The sequence below is a fragment of the Haloarcula sp. MBLA0138 genome, from assembly GCF_055632455.1.
Window position 1 is genome coordinate 455,127 of record NZ_JBVMVU010000002.1, and the last position, 15,729, is coordinate 470,855.

At 71.4% G+C, this 15,729-nt stretch carries 13 protein-coding genes and 1 tRNA gene; 10 read left to right on the plus strand and 4 right to left on the minus strand.

Annotation, left to right across the window (positions count from 1 at the left end; translation table 11 throughout):
• Positions 1-53: 53 nt before the first annotated feature.
• The 8 genes from ACV7JO_RS17705 (at position 54) to ACV7JO_RS17740 (ending at position 9,649) form a co-directional block, all read left to right on the plus strand.
• Positions 54-1,043: a Gfo/Idh/MocA family oxidoreductase gene (locus ACV7JO_RS17705; protein ID WP_470355989.1), complete on the plus strand. Its 990-nt coding sequence runs from the start codon at positions 54-56 to the stop codon at positions 1,041-1,043.
• Entirely contained in the window at positions 1,040-2,413 is a 1,374-nt protein-coding gene (locus tag ACV7JO_RS17710; protein WP_470355990.1) for a nucleotide sugar dehydrogenase, read from the plus strand. The genes ACV7JO_RS17705 and ACV7JO_RS17710 overlap by 4 nt, the downstream gene beginning before the upstream one ends.
• A 39-nt stretch (positions 2,414-2,452) precedes the next feature.
• Entirely contained in the window at positions 2,453-3,379 is a 927-nt protein-coding gene (locus ACV7JO_RS17715; protein WP_470355991.1) for a polysaccharide deacetylase family protein, read from the plus strand.
• Positions 3,380-3,381: 2 nt separating this feature from the next.
• Positions 3,382-4,389: a GNAT family N-acetyltransferase gene (locus tag ACV7JO_RS17720; RefSeq protein ID WP_470355992.1), complete on the plus strand. Its 1,008-nt coding sequence runs from the start codon at positions 3,382-3,384 to the stop codon at positions 4,387-4,389.
• A 2-nt stretch (positions 4,390-4,391) separates the two neighbouring features.
• Entirely contained in the window at positions 4,392-5,357 is a 966-nt protein-coding gene (locus ACV7JO_RS17725) for a glycosyltransferase (RefSeq protein ID WP_470355993.1), read from the plus strand.
• Between the two features lie 73 nt (positions 5,358-5,430).
• Positions 5,431-7,233: a hypothetical protein gene (locus ACV7JO_RS17730; RefSeq protein ID WP_470355994.1), complete on the plus strand. Its 1,803-nt coding sequence runs from the start codon at positions 5,431-5,433 to the stop codon at positions 7,231-7,233.
• 96 nt (positions 7,234-7,329) lie between these two features.
• Positions 7,330-8,526, plus strand: a complete 1,197-nt coding sequence (locus ACV7JO_RS17735) for an ABC transporter substrate-binding protein (RefSeq protein WP_470355995.1) — start codon at positions 7,330-7,332, stop codon at positions 8,524-8,526.
• A 118-nt stretch (positions 8,527-8,644) separates the two neighbouring features.
• Positions 8,645-9,649 carry a sodium:calcium antiporter gene (locus ACV7JO_RS17740; protein WP_470355996.1) on the plus strand — a complete coding sequence of 335 codons (1,005 nt, stop codon included), beginning with the start codon at positions 8,645-8,647 and terminating at the stop codon, positions 9,647-9,649.
• A gap of 63 nt (positions 9,650-9,712) precedes the next feature.
• On the opposite strand, the gene ACV7JO_RS17745 is transcribed toward ACV7JO_RS17740, so the two are convergent.
• From ACV7JO_RS17745 to ACV7JO_RS17755, 3 genes are all read right to left on the minus strand, one after another.
• Positions 9,713-9,785, minus strand: a tRNA-Gly gene (locus ACV7JO_RS17745).
• A gap of 61 nt (positions 9,786-9,846) precedes the next feature.
• Positions 9,847-11,079 carry a DUF1616 domain-containing protein gene (locus tag ACV7JO_RS17750; protein WP_470355997.1) on the minus strand — a complete coding sequence of 411 codons (1,233 nt, stop codon included), beginning with the start codon at positions 11,077-11,079 and terminating at the stop codon, positions 9,847-9,849.
• Positions 11,080-11,254: 175 nt separating this feature from the next.
• The gene (locus ACV7JO_RS17755; protein ID WP_470355998.1) at positions 11,255-12,100 is read right to left on the minus strand and encodes a hypothetical protein; all 846 of its coding nucleotides are present in this window, start codon (positions 12,098-12,100) and stop codon (positions 11,255-11,257) included.
• A 138-nt stretch (positions 12,101-12,238) separates the two neighbouring features.
• On the opposite strand from ACV7JO_RS17755, the gene ACV7JO_RS17760 reads away from it, so the two are divergent.
• Complete coding sequence (locus ACV7JO_RS17760; protein ID WP_470355999.1) at positions 12,239-13,450, plus strand: carboxylate--amine ligase; 1,212 nt, start codon at positions 12,239-12,241, stop codon at positions 13,448-13,450.
• A gap of 41 nt (positions 13,451-13,491) precedes the next feature.
• Positions 13,492-14,427, plus strand: a complete 936-nt coding sequence (locus ACV7JO_RS17765; RefSeq protein WP_470356000.1) for a polysaccharide deacetylase family protein — start codon at positions 13,492-13,494, stop codon at positions 14,425-14,427.
• Between the two features lie 116 nt (positions 14,428-14,543).
• Here the strand turns inward: ACV7JO_RS17765 and ACV7JO_RS17770 are convergent, their stop codons facing one another.
• A complete protein-coding gene (locus tag ACV7JO_RS17770; protein ID WP_470356001.1) occupies positions 14,544-15,704 on the minus strand; it encodes an alpha-D-ribose 1-methylphosphonate 5-triphosphate diphosphatase in 1,161 nt (386 codons plus the stop codon).
• Positions 15,705-15,729: the final 25 nt, after the last annotated feature.

The following is a 15,729-nucleotide window of genomic DNA, read 5'->3' on the forward strand; positions in this document are numbered from 1 at the left end:
CGCCGCGGCCGAGTCGACGGCGTCCGGGACGGCGGCGCGTCGGAACCCAATCTATGACTGCAACGAACGGAACCGCGGACGGACAGCGTGTCGACGCCGGCGTCGTCGGCGTCGGCACGATGGGGGCGAATCACGCCCGGGTGTACAGTGAACTGCAGAACGTCTCGCTGGTCGGCGTGGCCGACGCCGACGGCGAGCGGGCGCAATCGGTCGCGGCGGAGTACGGGGCCGAACCGATGGACCAAGCGACCCTGCTCGACCGGGTCGACGTGGTGTCGGTCGCCGTGCCGACGACGCTGCACTACGAGGTGACGCGGGCGGCCATCGAGGCGGGCGTCGACGCGCTCGTCGAGAAGCCCTTCGTCGCCGACGCCGAGCGGGGCCGGGAACTGGACCGCCGGGCCGACGCGGCGGGCGTGACCCTACAGGTCGGCCACGTCGAGCGGTTCAACCCCGCGGTGCGGGTCATCGAGGACATCGCGCCGGAACTGGACATCGTCTCGGTCGACGTCCAGCGCCTCGGCCCGCCGGTCGACCGCGGCGGCTCCGACAGCGTCGTGATGGACCTGATGGTCCACGACCTCGACCTCCTGCTGTCGCTCGTCGACGCCGACGTGGCCGCCGTCACCGCCGAGGGGCGGGACGGCCGGCACGTCTCGGCACAGGTGACCTTCGAGGACGGCTGTCTCGGCGACCTGACCGCGAGTCGGCTCACCCAACAGAAGGTCCGGAAGCTGGGCATCACGGCCATGGAGTGTCGCGTCAACGTCGACTTCATCGACCAGTCGGTAGAGATACACCGCCAGTCGCTCCCGGAGTACGTCGAGCGTGACGGCGACGTGCGCTACCGCCACGAGAGCATCGTCGAGCGCCCCATCGTCGAGAACGGCGAGCCGCTGAAGGCGGAACTGGCCGCCTTCGTCGACGCGGCGACCGGCGGCGGCGACCCCGCCGTGACCGCCGCCGACGCGCTCCGGGTGCTGGAACTGGCCGGCGACGTGGAGCGGGCGGCGCTGGGCGAGACCCCGGAGGTGTCGCCGTGAGCCAACCGCTCGGGCGGCCCGTCGGGCTGTACGACGCGGCCGGCGAGCCGGAGCGCCAGCGGGCGGCGTTCCACAGCGGCGGCGTGCCCGTCGCGGTGTACGGGCTCGGCAAGATGGGACTGCCGCTGGCGGCCGTCTACGCCGACGAAACGGGCAACACCATCGGCGTCGACGTTGACCGCGAGGTGGTCGACACGATAAACGACGGTGACTGCCACGTGGCCCGCGAGCCGGGACTGCCGGAGTTGGTCGCCGACGTGGTCGAGCGCGACGCCCTCCACGCCGTCTCCGACGGAGTGGCCGCGGCGCGGGCGGCGACGGTCCACGTCCTGATGGTGCCGACGCTGCTGCGCGACGACGGTACCCCCGACGTGGACGCGCTCGTGTCGGCGGTTCAGGACGTGGCGGCGGGACTGGCGGCCGGCGACCTCGTCGTCGTCGAGTCGACGGTGCCACCGCGGACCTGCTCGGACCTCGTCGAGCCGCTGCTGGCAAACGAGAGCGGGCTGTCGGCCGATTCGTTCGGCGTCGCCTGCTGTCCCGAGCGAACCGTCAGCGGGCAGGCGCTCGACGACATCCGGGGGACCCACCCGAAGATAGTCGGCGGCGTCGACGACGAGAGCGCGCGGGCGGCGGCGCTCATCTACGACGAGATAACGGCCAACGAGGTCGTCACCGTCTCGGACGCGACGACAGCCGCCGCGGTGAAGGTGTTCGAAGGGGTCTACCGGGACGTCAACATCGCGCTGGCGAACCAACTGGCGAAGTTCGCCGACGCGATGGGTATCGACACCACCGAGGCCATCGACGTGGCGAACAGCCAGCCGTTCTGTGACATCCACGACCCCGGGCCGGGCGTGGGCGGTCACTGCATCCCGGTGTACCCCCACTTCCTGACCGGCCAGTTCGATGTGGCCGCGCCGCTGTTGGAGACGGCCCGGACGGTCAACGAGACGATGCCGGAGTACACGGTCAACAGCCTCCAGCGACTCCTCTACGGTGACGGCGTCGACTTGGGCGAGGCCACCGTCCTCGTCCTCGGGCTGACCTACAAGGCCGACATCGCGGAGCTTCGCAACGCCCCGTCGGTCCCCGTCGTCCGCCGGCTGCTGCTGGCCGATTCGGACGTGTTCGCGGTCGACCCGCTGGTCGAGGAGTGGGACCGCTTCGACGGCGTCACGCCGCTGTCGCTGTCGGCGGCCCGCGAGCGCGACGTGGACGCCGTCCTCCTGTTGACGCCCCACTCGGAGTTCGCCGACCTCGACTGGACGGCCTTCGACGCCCCGATACTCGACGGGCGCGGGGCCATCGAGCGTGAAGCGACCGACGCCACCGTCGTCGCCCTCGGCGAGAGCGGGCGGGGGGCCTAGCACGGATGCGCGACCGACGCGGTCCGACGGGGGGGAGCGATGTCGCTGCTCGATGACCACCCGTTCGCGCTCTGTCTGACCCACGACGTGGACCGGCCCCACAAGACCTACCAGTCGCTGTACTACGCCGTCGTCGACCGGGAGCCCCGGCACCTCCTCGACCTGCTGCCGACGCGGGACCCCTATTGGCAGTTCGAGCGGATACTGGAACTGGAGGCCGAGTACGGCGTCCGGTCGGCCTTCTACTTCCTCGACGAGCAACACCTGTTGGAGCGACCGATGCGCTCGTGGCTCGACCCGGAGGCGTGGAAGCTCTATCTGGGCCGGTACGACGTGACCGACGACGACGTGGCGGCGGTCATCCGGACGCTCGACGAAGGGGGGTGGGAGGTCGGTCTCCACGGCTCCTACCAGTCGTACCGCGACGAGACCCGCCTCGCCAGCGAGAAAGCGACCGTCGAGTCCGTGCTGGGCCGGCCGGTCACCGGCGCGCGCCAACACTACCTCAACTTGGACCAGCCCGAGACGTGGGAGCGACAGGCCGCGGTCGGCCTGCGCTACGACACCACGCTCGGCTCCACCACCGAGTACGGCTTCCAACACGGCTACGACCCGATTCGACCCTTCGACGACGACTTCGCCGTCTTCCCGCTGACGCTGATGGAGCTGACGCTGCCCGGCGTCCGCGACGAACCGATGGGGGCGTGGCACGAGTGCGAGCGGTTGCTGACGGAGGCCCGTGACAACGGGGCCGTGATGACCGTCCTCTGGCATCCCAGCTACTTCAACGACGGTGACTTCCCGAACTACGGCTGGCTCTACCGCCGGCTGATAGAGCGGGCTCAGGAGATGGGCGCGTGGGTGGGGCCGCCGGCCCAGTTGTACGCCTCCTTCGACTGGAACGACGCGACGTGGCCCCACGCGGAGCCGCCAGAAGAGCCCCCGAGCGTGCCGGAGGTGGGCTGACCGTGGAGGTCACAGAGCTGTCGCTCGCGGAGTGGGGGCGGGCGCTCCCAGACGCGGGGTTCGAGGTGTTCCACACGCCGGCGGCGCTGTCGGTGCTCGACGACCACACCGACGCCGACCTCCGGCTGTTCGGCGGGTTCAAGGGCAACAACCCGGTCGCGCTGTTCCCGGCGTTCGTCAGCGAGCGGGCGGTGGGTCGGACCGTCACCTCCCCGCCGCCGGGGATGGGCGTGCCGCGGCTCGGCCCCATCGTGATGCCGGCCAGCCCGAAGCGGCGCAAGCGCGAGCGGCTGAACCGGTCGTTCGTCAGCGAGGTCCTCGACCGCTGTGGCGTCGACGAGACGGGGGCCGTGTTGCGGGCCGTCTGCTCGCCGGCCTACGGCGACCCCCGACCGTTCGCGTGGGCCGGCATGGACGTGGAGACGGCCTTCACCTACGCGCTTGACACCGAGGGGCGGGACCCCGACGACCTGCTCGCGGCCGCGAGCAAGAGCCTCCGCCGGGAGGTCCGGGACGCCCGCGACCTCGACGTGACCGTCGGCGTCGAGGGCGGAGCGGCCACGGCGGTCCACGAGACGACGGCGGCCCGGTACGCCGAACAGGGCGAGTCCTACGCGCTCGACCGGGCGTACGTCGCGGACCTCACGGCGGCGCTGGCCGCCGAGGACCGCTGTCGCGTCTACGTCGCTCGCAGCCCGGACGGCGAGTTCGTCAGCGGCATCACGGTGCTGTACTCGAACGACGCCGCGTACTTCTGGCAGGGCGGGACGAAGGCCACCCACGAGGGGGTGAGCGTCAACAGCCACCTCCACTGGCGAATCGTCGAGGACGTGGCCGTCGACCCGCCCCGGGAGTCGGTGACACGTTACGACCTGATGGGAGCCAACACGGAGCGGCTCTGTGCGTACAAGAGCAAGTTCGGCGGGCGCTTGGTCCCGTACCACGTCGTCGAGTCCGGCGGCGCGCCCATGGCGCTGGCGAAGACGGCCTATCGGCTGGTGGGGCGGTAGCCGTGCGCGTCCTGAACCTCGTCACGAACCCCGAGTCGCGCTTCTTCGAACAGCAGGTGGCGGCGCTGGAAGCGCGCGGCGTCGACGGCGACGTGGTCGCGGTCCCCGACGAGCGGACCCAGACCGACGAGCGGACCGAGGGCCGGTCGGTGACCAGCTACCTCCGGCTGTTCTCGGCGGCGTTCCAGCGCTCCTTCGGCGACTACGACCTCGTCCACGCCAACTACGGCCTGACCGCGCCGGCCGCGCTGGCACAGCCGAAACTCCCCGTGGTCGTCTCGCTGTGGGGGTCGGACCTGATGGGACGGTACGGTCACCTCAGCCGGTGGTGCGCCCGCCGGGCCGACGCGACCATCGTCATGAGCGACGAGATGGCGGCGCTTCTCGGTACCGACTGCCACGTTATCCCCCACGGCGTCGACATCGAGCGGTTCGCGCCCGCCGACCAGCGGGCCGCCCGCGAGCGCGTCGGCTGGTCCCAGTCGGGGACACACGTCCTCTTCCCGTACCCGACAGAGCGAACGGTGAAGGACTACCCGCGGGCCGAGCGCGTCGTCGAGCGGGCGGCCGACCGGCTCGACGAGCCGCCGACGCTGCAGACGCTCCACGGCGTCCCCCACGAGCGGATGCCCGACTACATGAACGCCGCCGACGCGCTGTTGCTGACCTCGCGCCGCGAGGGGTCGCCGAACTCCGTGAAGGAGGCGCTGGCCTGCAACCTCCCGGTCGTCTCGACCGACGTGGGCGACGTGCGCGACCGCCTCGACGGTGTCTCCCCGTCAGCGGTCTGCCGGTCGGACGCGGAACTGGTCGCGGCGCTCTGTCGCGTCCTGCGGGCCGATGGCCGGTCGAACGGCCGGGAGGTCGCCCGGGAGATGAGCCTCGAACGGATGGCCGAGCGCATCGATTCGGTGTACCGGTCGGTCCTGAACGAGCCGCTCCGAACCGTCGCCGTTCCGGAGGCATAGCGGCCGGCTACCGGCCGTTCGGCCGGCCATAACAATGGGCACCGGAGCGACAGGGCAGGGTACACCGCGACGCATGTCACGAGCGAACACCGCCGCGAACCGGGCGGGGCACGGGACGAAGACGCTGTTGCTCGTCGGATATCTCGGGCTGTTGGCCGCCGTCGTGCTGGCCCGGGCCGACCCGGCGACCGGCTACGAGCCGTCGATTTACACGTCGACCCCGGCCGCCGTCTGGGTGGGCACCGCCGTCGCCGTGGGGAGCGCCGCGGCCGTGGCCTTCCGCGGGGCGGTCCCGCGGCGGCCGCGTCGCCTCGCGCTCGTACTCGCCGGCAGCGCCGTCTGGACGACGGCGGCGCTGCCGATAATTCGGGGGTACCACTTCTACGGGTCCGGAGACGCCCTGAGCCACCTCGGGTACGCGCGGTCGTTCGGGAGCGGGGCGCTGTCGCCGACGGAACTGCTCCACCCGGGCGTCCACCTGTCGTCGCTGCTCATCGGCGGGGCCGGCGGAATCGCGCTGGAGCGGGCGCTGGTGACGACCGTCTTCGTCTTCGTCGCCGTGTTCCTCGTGTTCGCCCCGCTGTGTGTCCGTGAGGTGGCCGGCGGGCGCGGAGCCGTCGTCGTCGGTCTGTTCGCGGCGCTCCTGCTCCTGCCGCTGAACGGCGTCGGGACCCACATCATCGCCCACCCGTCCTCACAGGCGGTGATGTTCCTGCCGTTCGTCCTCTTCCTGCTGTTTCGCTACGTCCGCGGCCGGGAGGCGGCGCGCCTGCGTCCGACCCCGGTCGGCGTCGTGTTGGCGGTGACGGTGGCGGCGTACGTCCTCGTCCACCCGCAGGAGGCGATGAACCTCGCCGCCCTGTTCGGGGCGGTCGCGGTTCTGCAGTTCGTCGTCCGGTGGCGCTGGCCGCGAAACGCCATCGCCGACCACCGGCCGGTGTACGGCCAGACGGCGTTTCTGGTGACCGTCTGGTGGCTGTGGGCCCCACAGAGCGCGCGCGTCCAGACGCGGCTGGACGCGGCCTACGGCTTTCTCACGGGAGAGACCGGAGGGTCGGCGTCGGCGGCGGCCGGGCGGGCCGTCGCGCTCACGAGCGTCGGCGGCAGCATCGAGGAACTGTTCGTGAAGCTGTTTCTCGGGTCGGCAGTCTTCTCGCTGGTCGCCGGCCCGGTGATGCTCTGGAGCGTGCTGGGCAGGCTCGACGACCGCTTCCCCGAGGACAACAGCCTCGTCAAGTACCTCACCGCGGGGTTCGTCCCGCTGGTCCTCGGGACGGGGTTCGTCCTCGTGGGTCCCTTCGGCGACCACTACCTCCGCTTCGTCGGCTTCCTGATGGTCATCGTGACGCTGGTCGGCGCGGCGGGGCTCACGCGGGTTCTCCCGGCCGTCTCGCACTACGTCGGCGTGGGGCGGGCCGAAGTGCTGACGGCGGCGCTGCTGCTGTGTCTGCTCCCGGTCGCCACGATGGGGCTCCATCCCTCGGCGTGGATGTATCAGGACACCGAACAGGTCACCGAGCAGACGATGACCGGCTACGAGGCGGCCTTCGAGTACTCGCCCGGCGACATTCCGTTCTCGGGGGTCCGGACCGGCGGCGAGCGCTACGCCGCGGCGCTGTACGGTCCCGAGTCGACCGTGGCGACGACGTATCCGGCCGAGCCGATACCGTACGACGTGTTCGGCCAGAACGTGACCGAGTACTACGACGAGGCGCGGTACGTGCCCGTCGAGACCAGCGACGAGTACCGCGAGGTCGGCATCTACCACGGCCTCCGGTACGGCGCGGACGGCTTCCGCCGCCTCGAACGGACGCCCCGTGTCGACCGCGTCCACAGCGCCGGCGGGTTCAGGCTGTACCTGCTCCCCGACGGCTGACCCGGCGGCCGCCACGGAGCCGCGCCCGCCGCCGGAATTATTTCGGCCCGCCTAAAATCCGAAAGTGGTTTAGGCCCGAGCGGGCTCCCCGGAGGTATGGGAGAGTCAGACGACGGGCGACTGACGCGCCGGGACTACCTCGCCGGCGGCAGCGGCCTCCTCGGGAGTGCGCTGATGGCCGGCTGTTCCGACGGCAGCGGTGGCACGCCGGCGAGCGCGACGGACGCGGCCGGGACGACGACCGACGACGGGTCCTACACCGCGACGCTGTCCCCGGCCGGCGAGGTCGAGTTCGACGCGGTGCCCGAGAACGTCTTCACGATGTACAACCAGTACGCCGACATGCTGGTGGCGCTGGGCCGGGGCGACGCGGTCAACGCGATGTTCGTCCCGGAGATGGGCGGCCCGACGATGAACCACTACTACGAGCGCCTCGACAGCGTCTCCTTCGACTGGGAGGGGCTGCCAAACCCCTACGAGAACTTCACGCCGGAGTTCTTCTACGGCCTCGACAGCGACGTACACCTCCTCGACCCCGCGTGGGCGACGACACAGGACAACTGGTCGGCCGACGACGTGGCCGAACTGTCGGCCAACGTCGGTCCCTTCTTCGGGAACTTCTACAGCGGCACCCACGGCACGCCCCCGGCGAACTACAGCGAGGACTACCGGTACTACACGCTCTGGGAGCTGTTCGGCCACGTCGCCGACGTGTTCAGAGAGCGCGAGCGCTACGAGCGGCTCAACGCCGTCTACGCGGACCTCATCGACACCATCGACGCCTCGCTCCCGCCGAGATCGGAGCGACCGACGGCCGTCCGCGTCACGCTCGGTGACGGCCAGTTCTGGACCTACCACCTGAACCGCCCGGGCTTCTGGCTCGCGGACACGCGCCCGCTGGCGGCCATCGACGCCTTCGACACCGAGGAGTGGGACGGTCTCTGGGGGTCGGTGGGCTACGAGACGATGCTGGAGGCCGACCCCGACGTCATCCTCCACCTCTGGGGGACGACGCCGCGCTACGACATGGCGAACGTCCGCGAGCGGCTGTCGTCGAACGCCGTCGGCAAGCGCCTCTCGGCGGTCCGGAACGACCGCGTCTACGCGCAGGGACTGCGGTATCAGGGGCCGCTGATGAACCTGTTCCAGATAGAGATGACCGCCAAGCAGCTGTATCCCGAGCAGTTCGGCGCGTGGCCCGGCTACGAGGACGGCGAGGCCTACCCCGAGATTCCCGCGTCCGAGCGGCTGTTCGACCGCGACCGCGTCGCCGACATCATCGCGGGCAACTGAGCCGGCCCGCACACCGCGTCGGCAGGCCGCCGACACCCAGCCGGCCGCTGACGCCGGACACACCGCGTCGTCGCGAAGCGTGCTTTTTACTTCTCGCTGTCACGAGCGTCCAGTAGGCATGAACTACCTCCTCGCGGCCGGTATCGTCGTCGCCGCGACGGTCGCCATCTGGAAGGGCAGCGAGTGGCTTGAGACGGCCAGCGAGCGGCTCTCGGCCCACTACGGCCTGCCCGAGGTGGTACAGGGAGCGGTCGTCACCGCCGTCGGGTCGAGCTTCCCCGAGCTTGCGAGCGTCGTGTTCGCGGCCCTCGCGGGGTCGCTGGAGATCGGCGTCGGGGCCATCGTCGGGTCGGCCGTCTTCAACGTCCTCGTCATCCCCGCAGTCGCCGGCATCGCCACCGACGAACCCGTCGAGAGCAACCGGATGCTGGTGTACAAGGAAGCGCAGTTCTACATGCTCTCCGTCTCGGTCCTGCTTATCACCTTCGCGCTGGCGGTCATCTACTTCCCGGTCCCCGGACAGGCGCTGTCGGGCTTCGTGAACAGGCCGCTGGCGCTGCTCCCGCTTGGGATGTACGCGCTGTACCTGTTCATCCAGTTTCAGGACACCGCCGACAGCACCGAGGGCGAGACGCCCGACGTAGCCGTCGGCCGGCAGTGGCTCCGTCTGGGAGCGGGCCTGCTGGTCATCCTCGTCGCCGTCGAGCAGTTGGTCCACCAAGTGGAACTGGTCGGGAGCGCGTTCGGCCTCTCGGAGTTCCTGCTGGGCGTGACCATCGTGGCCGGCGCGACGAGCCTGCCCGACACGCTGGTGAGCCTGCGGGCCGCCCGAGACCAGCGCAGCGTCGCCTCGCTGGCGAACGTCCTCGGCTCGAACACGTTCGACCTGCTCGTCGCCATCCCCGCGGGCATCCTCATCGTCGGGAGCGAATCGGTCGATTTCGCCATGGCGGTCCCGATGTTCGCCGCGCTCACCGTCGCGACGGTGCTGCTCTTTACCGTCCTGCGGACCGACATGGTGATGGACCGGGCCGAGTCCTACGCGCTCCTGTGTACCTATCTCCTCTTTCTCGGCTGGATAGTCGCCGAGGTGTCGGGCGTCATCGAAGGCGTCCTCCCCTGACCGCGGGTGGGGGGTGAGCGAGGGAACGAAGGGGGCCGCGGCGGTGCGACCGGAGAAGGGGGATGCGCCGGGCAGGACTCGAACCTGCATCACGGCCGTGGCACGACCGCGTGATACCGGGTTACACTACCAGCGCACGTGTGACCGTGGTCGCGGGAGCGGTATCGTTATACCGCAGCTACCGCCCCGTGTGGCGCTTAGCCGCCCGACAGTGTCGCAGTGGCCGAGCCGTTGGCCGGCGTCGGTGTCGCGGTCGGCGAAGCGGTCGGAGTGGGCGGTTCGTTCGCCGGCGTCGCGGTCGCCGGCGGGGTAGCCGGCTCGTTCGCCGGTGTGTCGGTCGGCGAGGCGGTCCCGTTGGGCGTCGCCGCCGGCGCGACCGGCGATTCGGGGGCCGTCCCGGCGGCGGTGGCCGGGGGCGTCGGCGTCGCCGGGCCCGTCAGTTCGCCGTCGGTCACGGTGTCGTCGACCGGCCCGTCGGTGACGTTGACCCACAGGAACAGGTGTTCCTCGGCCGACGAGATAGTTGGGTCGGCCGGGGGGTCGTCGCCGTACAGGAGGAAGACGAGACGCTGCTGGGGCCCGACGCGGTCGGGCGTCACGGTGACGGTTCCGTTCCACGTCGCGCCCGCTGCGACGGGGCGCTGGAACTGCGCCAGCCGGGACTGTTCGGCCACCGCGCCGCTCTCGGAGAGGCGCTGTAGTTCGGCGACGACCGTGAACGTCCGGTCGGAGGGAGCCTCGTTGGCTATCTCCAGCCGCACGTTCTGCTCGCTCCCGGCGGGCATCGCCGTCGGGTAGCCGGCGGCGACGGCCGCGCCCGACTCGTTCTGTTCGAGGACCGAGAAGCGCGCGTACGTCGACGACGGGGCGGGGACGGCGACCGTGAGCACCAGCGCGGACAGGGCCGCAACCACGACCGCGAGCGTCAGGACGTTGAGGACGGCGTGGAGCGGCGGCGCGTCGAAGAGGGCCGCGCGGAGTTCGCGGCCCCAGCGCCCGAGCGGGAGCTGGGACCGGCGTTCGGGGGGCAGGTGAACGCGCCGTCGGCCGGCGACCAGCAGGCCGAGGAGGGTTATCGCGCTCGCCGTCTCGACGGCGCGGGCGGGGGAGACGGAGAGACCGGTGAGCGCGAGCGCGAGCCCCGTCAGGGGGAGTAAGGCGATGCTGACGCCGAAGGGGAGCGCGGCCCGGCGGACGAGCCACCGGTCCTCGTCGGCGGGCCGGGCCGGGAACAGCGCGGCCACGACGGCGTATCCTTGGAGGAACAAGACGAGACAGAGGCCGAAGACCGCGCGGAGCGGGCCGGTCGTCGTCAGTCCGACCAGCAGCGCGGCCGCCGTCAGCGCCATCCCGAGTACCACGTCGGCCGACGGAACGACGAACGAGCTGACGGCACTGACCAGTCCGGAGTCGTCGGCGTCGAAGCTCACGCGCTGTCACCGGCGCGCGCGCCGTCGCTGACTGTGTCTCCAGTGTACTGATTCGGTCGACTAGTCGCTAGACGCATCGTCCCGTCCAGAGCGGGAGCGTCCTGATTGTAAGGCGGTCGTTACCGGGCCTGTATACGCCGCCGAATTGCGGTGTCGCGGACGCGTGAGCGGACGGTCACCCCGTTCCCGGGAGGTCGGGGTTCGACCGGATTCCCCCGGGGAGGTACGCCCGGACGAACGGGTAGCGACCGACGGCCTCGCGCAGGCGCTGCCAGCGGCGATGGCGTATCAGCACCCACACCGGGATGGTGTCGAGGTCGAGTATCTTGGCGATGGCGAGGCGGTTCCGGCCGTCCTTGAACAGGAACTCGCCGTCCCGGCCGACACAGACCGACAGTTCGTGGTCGACCAGCCGCAGGTGGTACGGCACCGGCGCGTCGGCGCTGTCGGGGTCGGCCGTCGGCGCGCGCGAGAGGGCGGCTTGGGACTGGTACCCCTCCCGCCGGATGGCGTCGTACAGCGCGTCGAGTCGCCGGCAGCGCTCGCGGAAGTCGGCCTCCGTCTCGCAGGCCCACAGCGGAGTGCCGTCGCGGATGTACCCGAGGACCGTGTCGTAGAAGTCGGTCTCGCCCCACGGGACGCCGCGGTCGAAGTGGGCGGCGAAGGAGCGGTACAGCTCGGAGTCCTCGAATCGGCGGTCCGAGCGGTCCCAGTCGCCGCCGACGACGCTGCCGGCGTAGCGGAACCGGGAGGCCGGGAAGACGTTCTCGTCGCGGGCCTGAATCGGGAGGGCGCTGTACTCGACCATCCGGGAGATGGCCGCGGGGTCGACCCGGACCACCTCGAAGGGAGCGGGGACGGTCCTGTGGCCGCGGGCGGCGGCCGTCCGCAGGGCGTTGGCGTGCCCGTAGAACCGGACGTACGCGTTCCACAGCTCCAACAGCGGACCGTCGAGTCCGGGTACCGCCCCCGCGAGGCCGCGCCCGACCGAGCGAAGCGTCGCGTCGACTTTCGAGAGCATTGTACCAGCCAGCGTCGGGTGGAGGGAGGCAGACGAGTTGGTTAGTTATCGCCTGACTACGCGGTACCGAGGGCCGGCGGCGGGATACCCCCCGATAAGCCGACCGTACTCAAATGAGAGCCGGACTAACGCGTTGGTATGGCAGGTGACACGGACTGGGGGACCGCCGTCGTCCCGACAGGCTACGACCCCGGCGGATACGCGTGCGTCCGGTCGCTCGCCGAGAGCGGCGTGACCCCAATCGTCGCCTCCGAGAACGACGACGCGCTGGCGGCGGCGTCGCGGTTCTGCGCCGACTCGGTCACCGTCCCCGCCCCGACCGACGACATCGTCGCGTACAAAGACGCGCTCGTCCGGGTGGCGGCCCGTCCCGCCGTCCGGACGCTCCTCCCCCTGCGCCCGCACGACCCGTACGTGTTCGCGGCGTACCGCGACGAGTTCGCCGACCACGTCTCGCTCGTGACGCCGCCGCCGCGACTGCTCGACCGCGTTTTCGACCGCTTGCGGCTCTTCGAGGCCGCCGCCGAGGTCGGCGTCCCCATTCCCGAGACGCGCCCGCTCTCGGCGGCGACGGACTGGGACACGGATATGGTCGTCAAGTCGCGGTACAACCTCCTCACTGACCGCTACGTCGACGGGCAGAGCGAGCGGGACGCACACACCGCCAAAACCGTCGAGTACGTCGCGGCCGGCGAGTCAGTCGACGCCGAAGCGTTCCGGGAACGGATGGGCCACGAGCCCATCGCACAGGAGTACGTCGACGCCAGCGGGGAGTACGTCTTCGGCGCGCTGTACGACCACGGCGACGCGCTGGCGACGTTCCAACACCGGCAGGTCAGGGGCGACTCCTTCGTCGGCGGCGGCGGCGTCTACCGGCGCAGCGTCTCGGAGCCGGCGCTGGAGACCGCGGGCCGTCGCTTGCTCGACGCGCTCGACTGGCACGGACTGGCCTGTATCGAGTACGCCCGCGACGCCGAGACGGGCGCGTTCAAGCTCGTCGAGGTCAATCCGCGGCTCTGGCAGTCGCTGGCGGTCGCCGTCCGGGCCGGCGCGGACTTCCCGCGGGATTACTGGCTGGCCGCGACCGGCCGGAGCGACGACGTGCCCGGTGGCTACGACCGCGGCGTCGGCTCGCACTTCCTGTACGGCGAACTTGGGTACCTCGGGAGCATCTGGCGGGACCACTCGCCGTTCGTCGACCCGCCGACGCTCTCGACGGCGGCGCTGGCGGTGCTGGTCTCGTGTCTGGCCACACCGAACTTCGACGTGTTCCGACTCGACGACCCGCGGCCGTTCCTGCGTGGCCTCCGACACGTCGTGGCGAACCGTCCGGGCCTGAAGGGCTCGTAGGCCGGCCATTACAATGCCGCCGAGGCGAACAGCGGGCTACCGTGGGCTCTGTCGTCCTCTCTATCGACGCCGAACTGGCGTGGGGCTTCGCCGACTTCGAGTCGCCGCCCCCGGAGCGACTCGACTGCGCCCGCGACGGGTGGGCGTACCTGTGTGACCGCCTGGACGCGTACCGCGTGCCGGCGACGTGGGCCGTCGTCGGCCACGTGTTCCACGAGCGCTGTGACGGCGACCACTCGGACCACCCCGCGTGGCCGGCGTGGTTCGAGCGCGAGCGGACCGCGTGGCGCGACCGGCCCGACCGCACCTGTGGGGCCGACCTCGTCCGCCGCGTACGCGACGCGGCAGTCGGCCACGACATCGGCGGCCACACCTACGCCCACGTCGAGTTCGGCGCGGCCGACACCGACCGCGAGACCGCGGCCTACGAACTCGCGCGCAGTCGCGCCGTCGCGGCGGAGTGGGGACTGGACCTCGACTCGTTCGTCTTCCCGCGGAACAACGTCGGTCACCGGGACGTACTCGCCGAACACGGGTTCCGGACCTACCGCGGCGTCAGGCCCGGCCGACGACGAGGCCTGATGGGCCGTCTCGCCGACAGCCTGCGCCGGGACCGCCGCCCGCCGCTCGTCGCGCCGACCGTCGACGAGCACGGCCTTGTGAACACCCCCGCGTCGCTGTTCCTCCATGGGTTCGAGGGGATTGCGCTTCAAGCGACCCGCACGCTCGGACACGACCCCATCGTCACGCTCGCGCGCCGGGGCATCGCCGCCGCGGCCGACGGCCCCGGGGTCTTTCACTGCTGGCTCCACCCCAACAACCTCGTCGGCGACGCTCAGCGCCGGCGCGTCGACCGCGTGCTGGCCTGTATCGACGCCCACCGCGAGGACCTGCGCATCGAGACGATGGCCGACGTGGCCGACCGCGTGCTGGCCGGGGACGCCACCGAGCGCCCCGAGCGAGCCAAGGGAAGGTAGGAGGCGGCGGGGTCGGTGGGGCAAGCATCACGCACGCCCAGAGCGGGGGCGAAATCACGGTCGCGCTGCTGCACGAGTTACACGAAGCGCTGTTGTCGGGCGTCCCGGACGACCGGTCACCGGCCGCCGGCGAAGCGGTAGACCTCGCGGCCGCCGACGAACGCCCGCGAGACGGTCGGCTCCGGGTCCGGGTCGACGACAACGATGTCGGCGCGCGCGCCCGGTTCGAGGCGGCCGCGGTCGGACAGGCCGACGGCGTCGGCGGGGGCGGCCGTCACCCGGCGGACCCGCTCGTGAAGCGGTTCGCCGGTGTCGGCGAAGGCGGCGGCGAGCATCGTCTGTGGCCGGAAGTCGCTACAGAGGACATCGACCACGCCGGCGTCGACGGCCGCCGCGGCGTCGAGGTTCTCCCAGAGGCTCCCGCCGCGGACGAGGTTGGGCGCGCCCATGACGACGGTCAGGCTGCGTTCGGCGGCCCGTCGGGCGGCGGCCATCGTCAGCGGGAACTCGCAGATGTCGGCCCCGTGGTCGGCGGCCCGGTCGACCGCGGCGGCGTCCTCGTCGTCGTGGGAGGTCACCGGCACGCCGGCGTCGCGCGCGGCCGCGACGACGGTGTCACGGCGACGGGCCAAGGCGGCGGCGTCGGCGGCCGTCCGGGACTCGACGACGTCCCGGAACCCCTCCTCGGAGACCACCCCGCGGGCCTCGTAGCGCTGTCTGAGCGCCTCCGCGGAGACGTACTGTCCGCTCCCGGGGACGTGGTGCATCAGCGAGACGAGGCCGACGGCAGGCGTCGACAGCAGGTCCGCGACCGCCTCGGCCGACGACGCGTCGGCGAGTTCACAGCGGGCGTGGACGCGCTCGGCGACGGTCGAGCGGTCGCGCCGCGCCGCGACGGCGGCGGCCAGTTCGGCGGCGAGGTCGACGCTGCGCCGGTCCTCCGGAGCGTCCTCGAAGGCGATGGCGTGGAACTTCGTCGTGACGCCGGCGGCCAGCGCCGCGCGCTCGCACTGCCGGAGCGCCGTCTCGGTCGGGACGCGCTCCTCGGGGCGGGGAAAGAGGTGGCGCTCGACGTCGTCGCCGTGGAGGTCCACCAGTCCGGGGAGGACGTACCGGCCGGACACGTCGACGGTGTCGACCGCTGCCGGCGGGCGCGAGCGGCCGTCGACGGCTTCGATGTGGTCGTCGACGACGGTGACGACGCCGCCGTCGAGACAGCGATGCGGTGTGACGACGGTGCCGCCGGTCAACGCCGTCGGTCGGTGAGAGGGGGACATGGGTTGGTCGGACACCGAATCTGTC

What these genes read in the sequence shown, in the direction of transcription:
- ACV7JO_RS17705 (WP_470355989.1), top strand. Translation starts at nt 54, where the DNA reads ATGACTGCAACGAACGGAACCGCGGACGGACAGCGTGTCGACGCCGGC.
- ACV7JO_RS17715 (WP_470355991.1), top strand. Translation starts at nt 2,453, where the DNA reads ATGTCGCTGCTCGATGACCACCCGTTCGCGCTCTGTCTGACCCACGAC.
- ACV7JO_RS17730 (WP_470355994.1), top strand. Translation starts at nt 5,431, where the DNA reads ATGTCACGAGCGAACACCGCCGCGAACCGGGCGGGGCACGGGACGAAG.
- ACV7JO_RS17735 (WP_470355995.1), top strand. Translation starts at nt 7,330, where the DNA reads ATGGGAGAGTCAGACGACGGGCGACTGACGCGCCGGGACTACCTCGCC.
- ACV7JO_RS17740 (WP_470355996.1), top strand. Translation starts at nt 8,645, where the DNA reads ATGAACTACCTCCTCGCGGCCGGTATCGTCGTCGCCGCGACGGTCGCC.
- ACV7JO_RS17755 (WP_470355998.1), bottom strand. Translation starts at nt 12,100, where the DNA reads ATGCTCTCGAAAGTCGACGCGACGCTTCGCTCGGTCGGGCGCGGCCTC.
- ACV7JO_RS17760 (WP_470355999.1), top strand. Translation starts at nt 12,239, where the DNA reads ATGGCAGGTGACACGGACTGGGGGACCGCCGTCGTCCCGACAGGCTAC.
- ACV7JO_RS17770 (WP_470356001.1), bottom strand. Translation starts at nt 15,704, where the DNA reads ATGTCCCCCTCTCACCGACCGACGGCGTTGACCGGCGGCACCGTCGTC.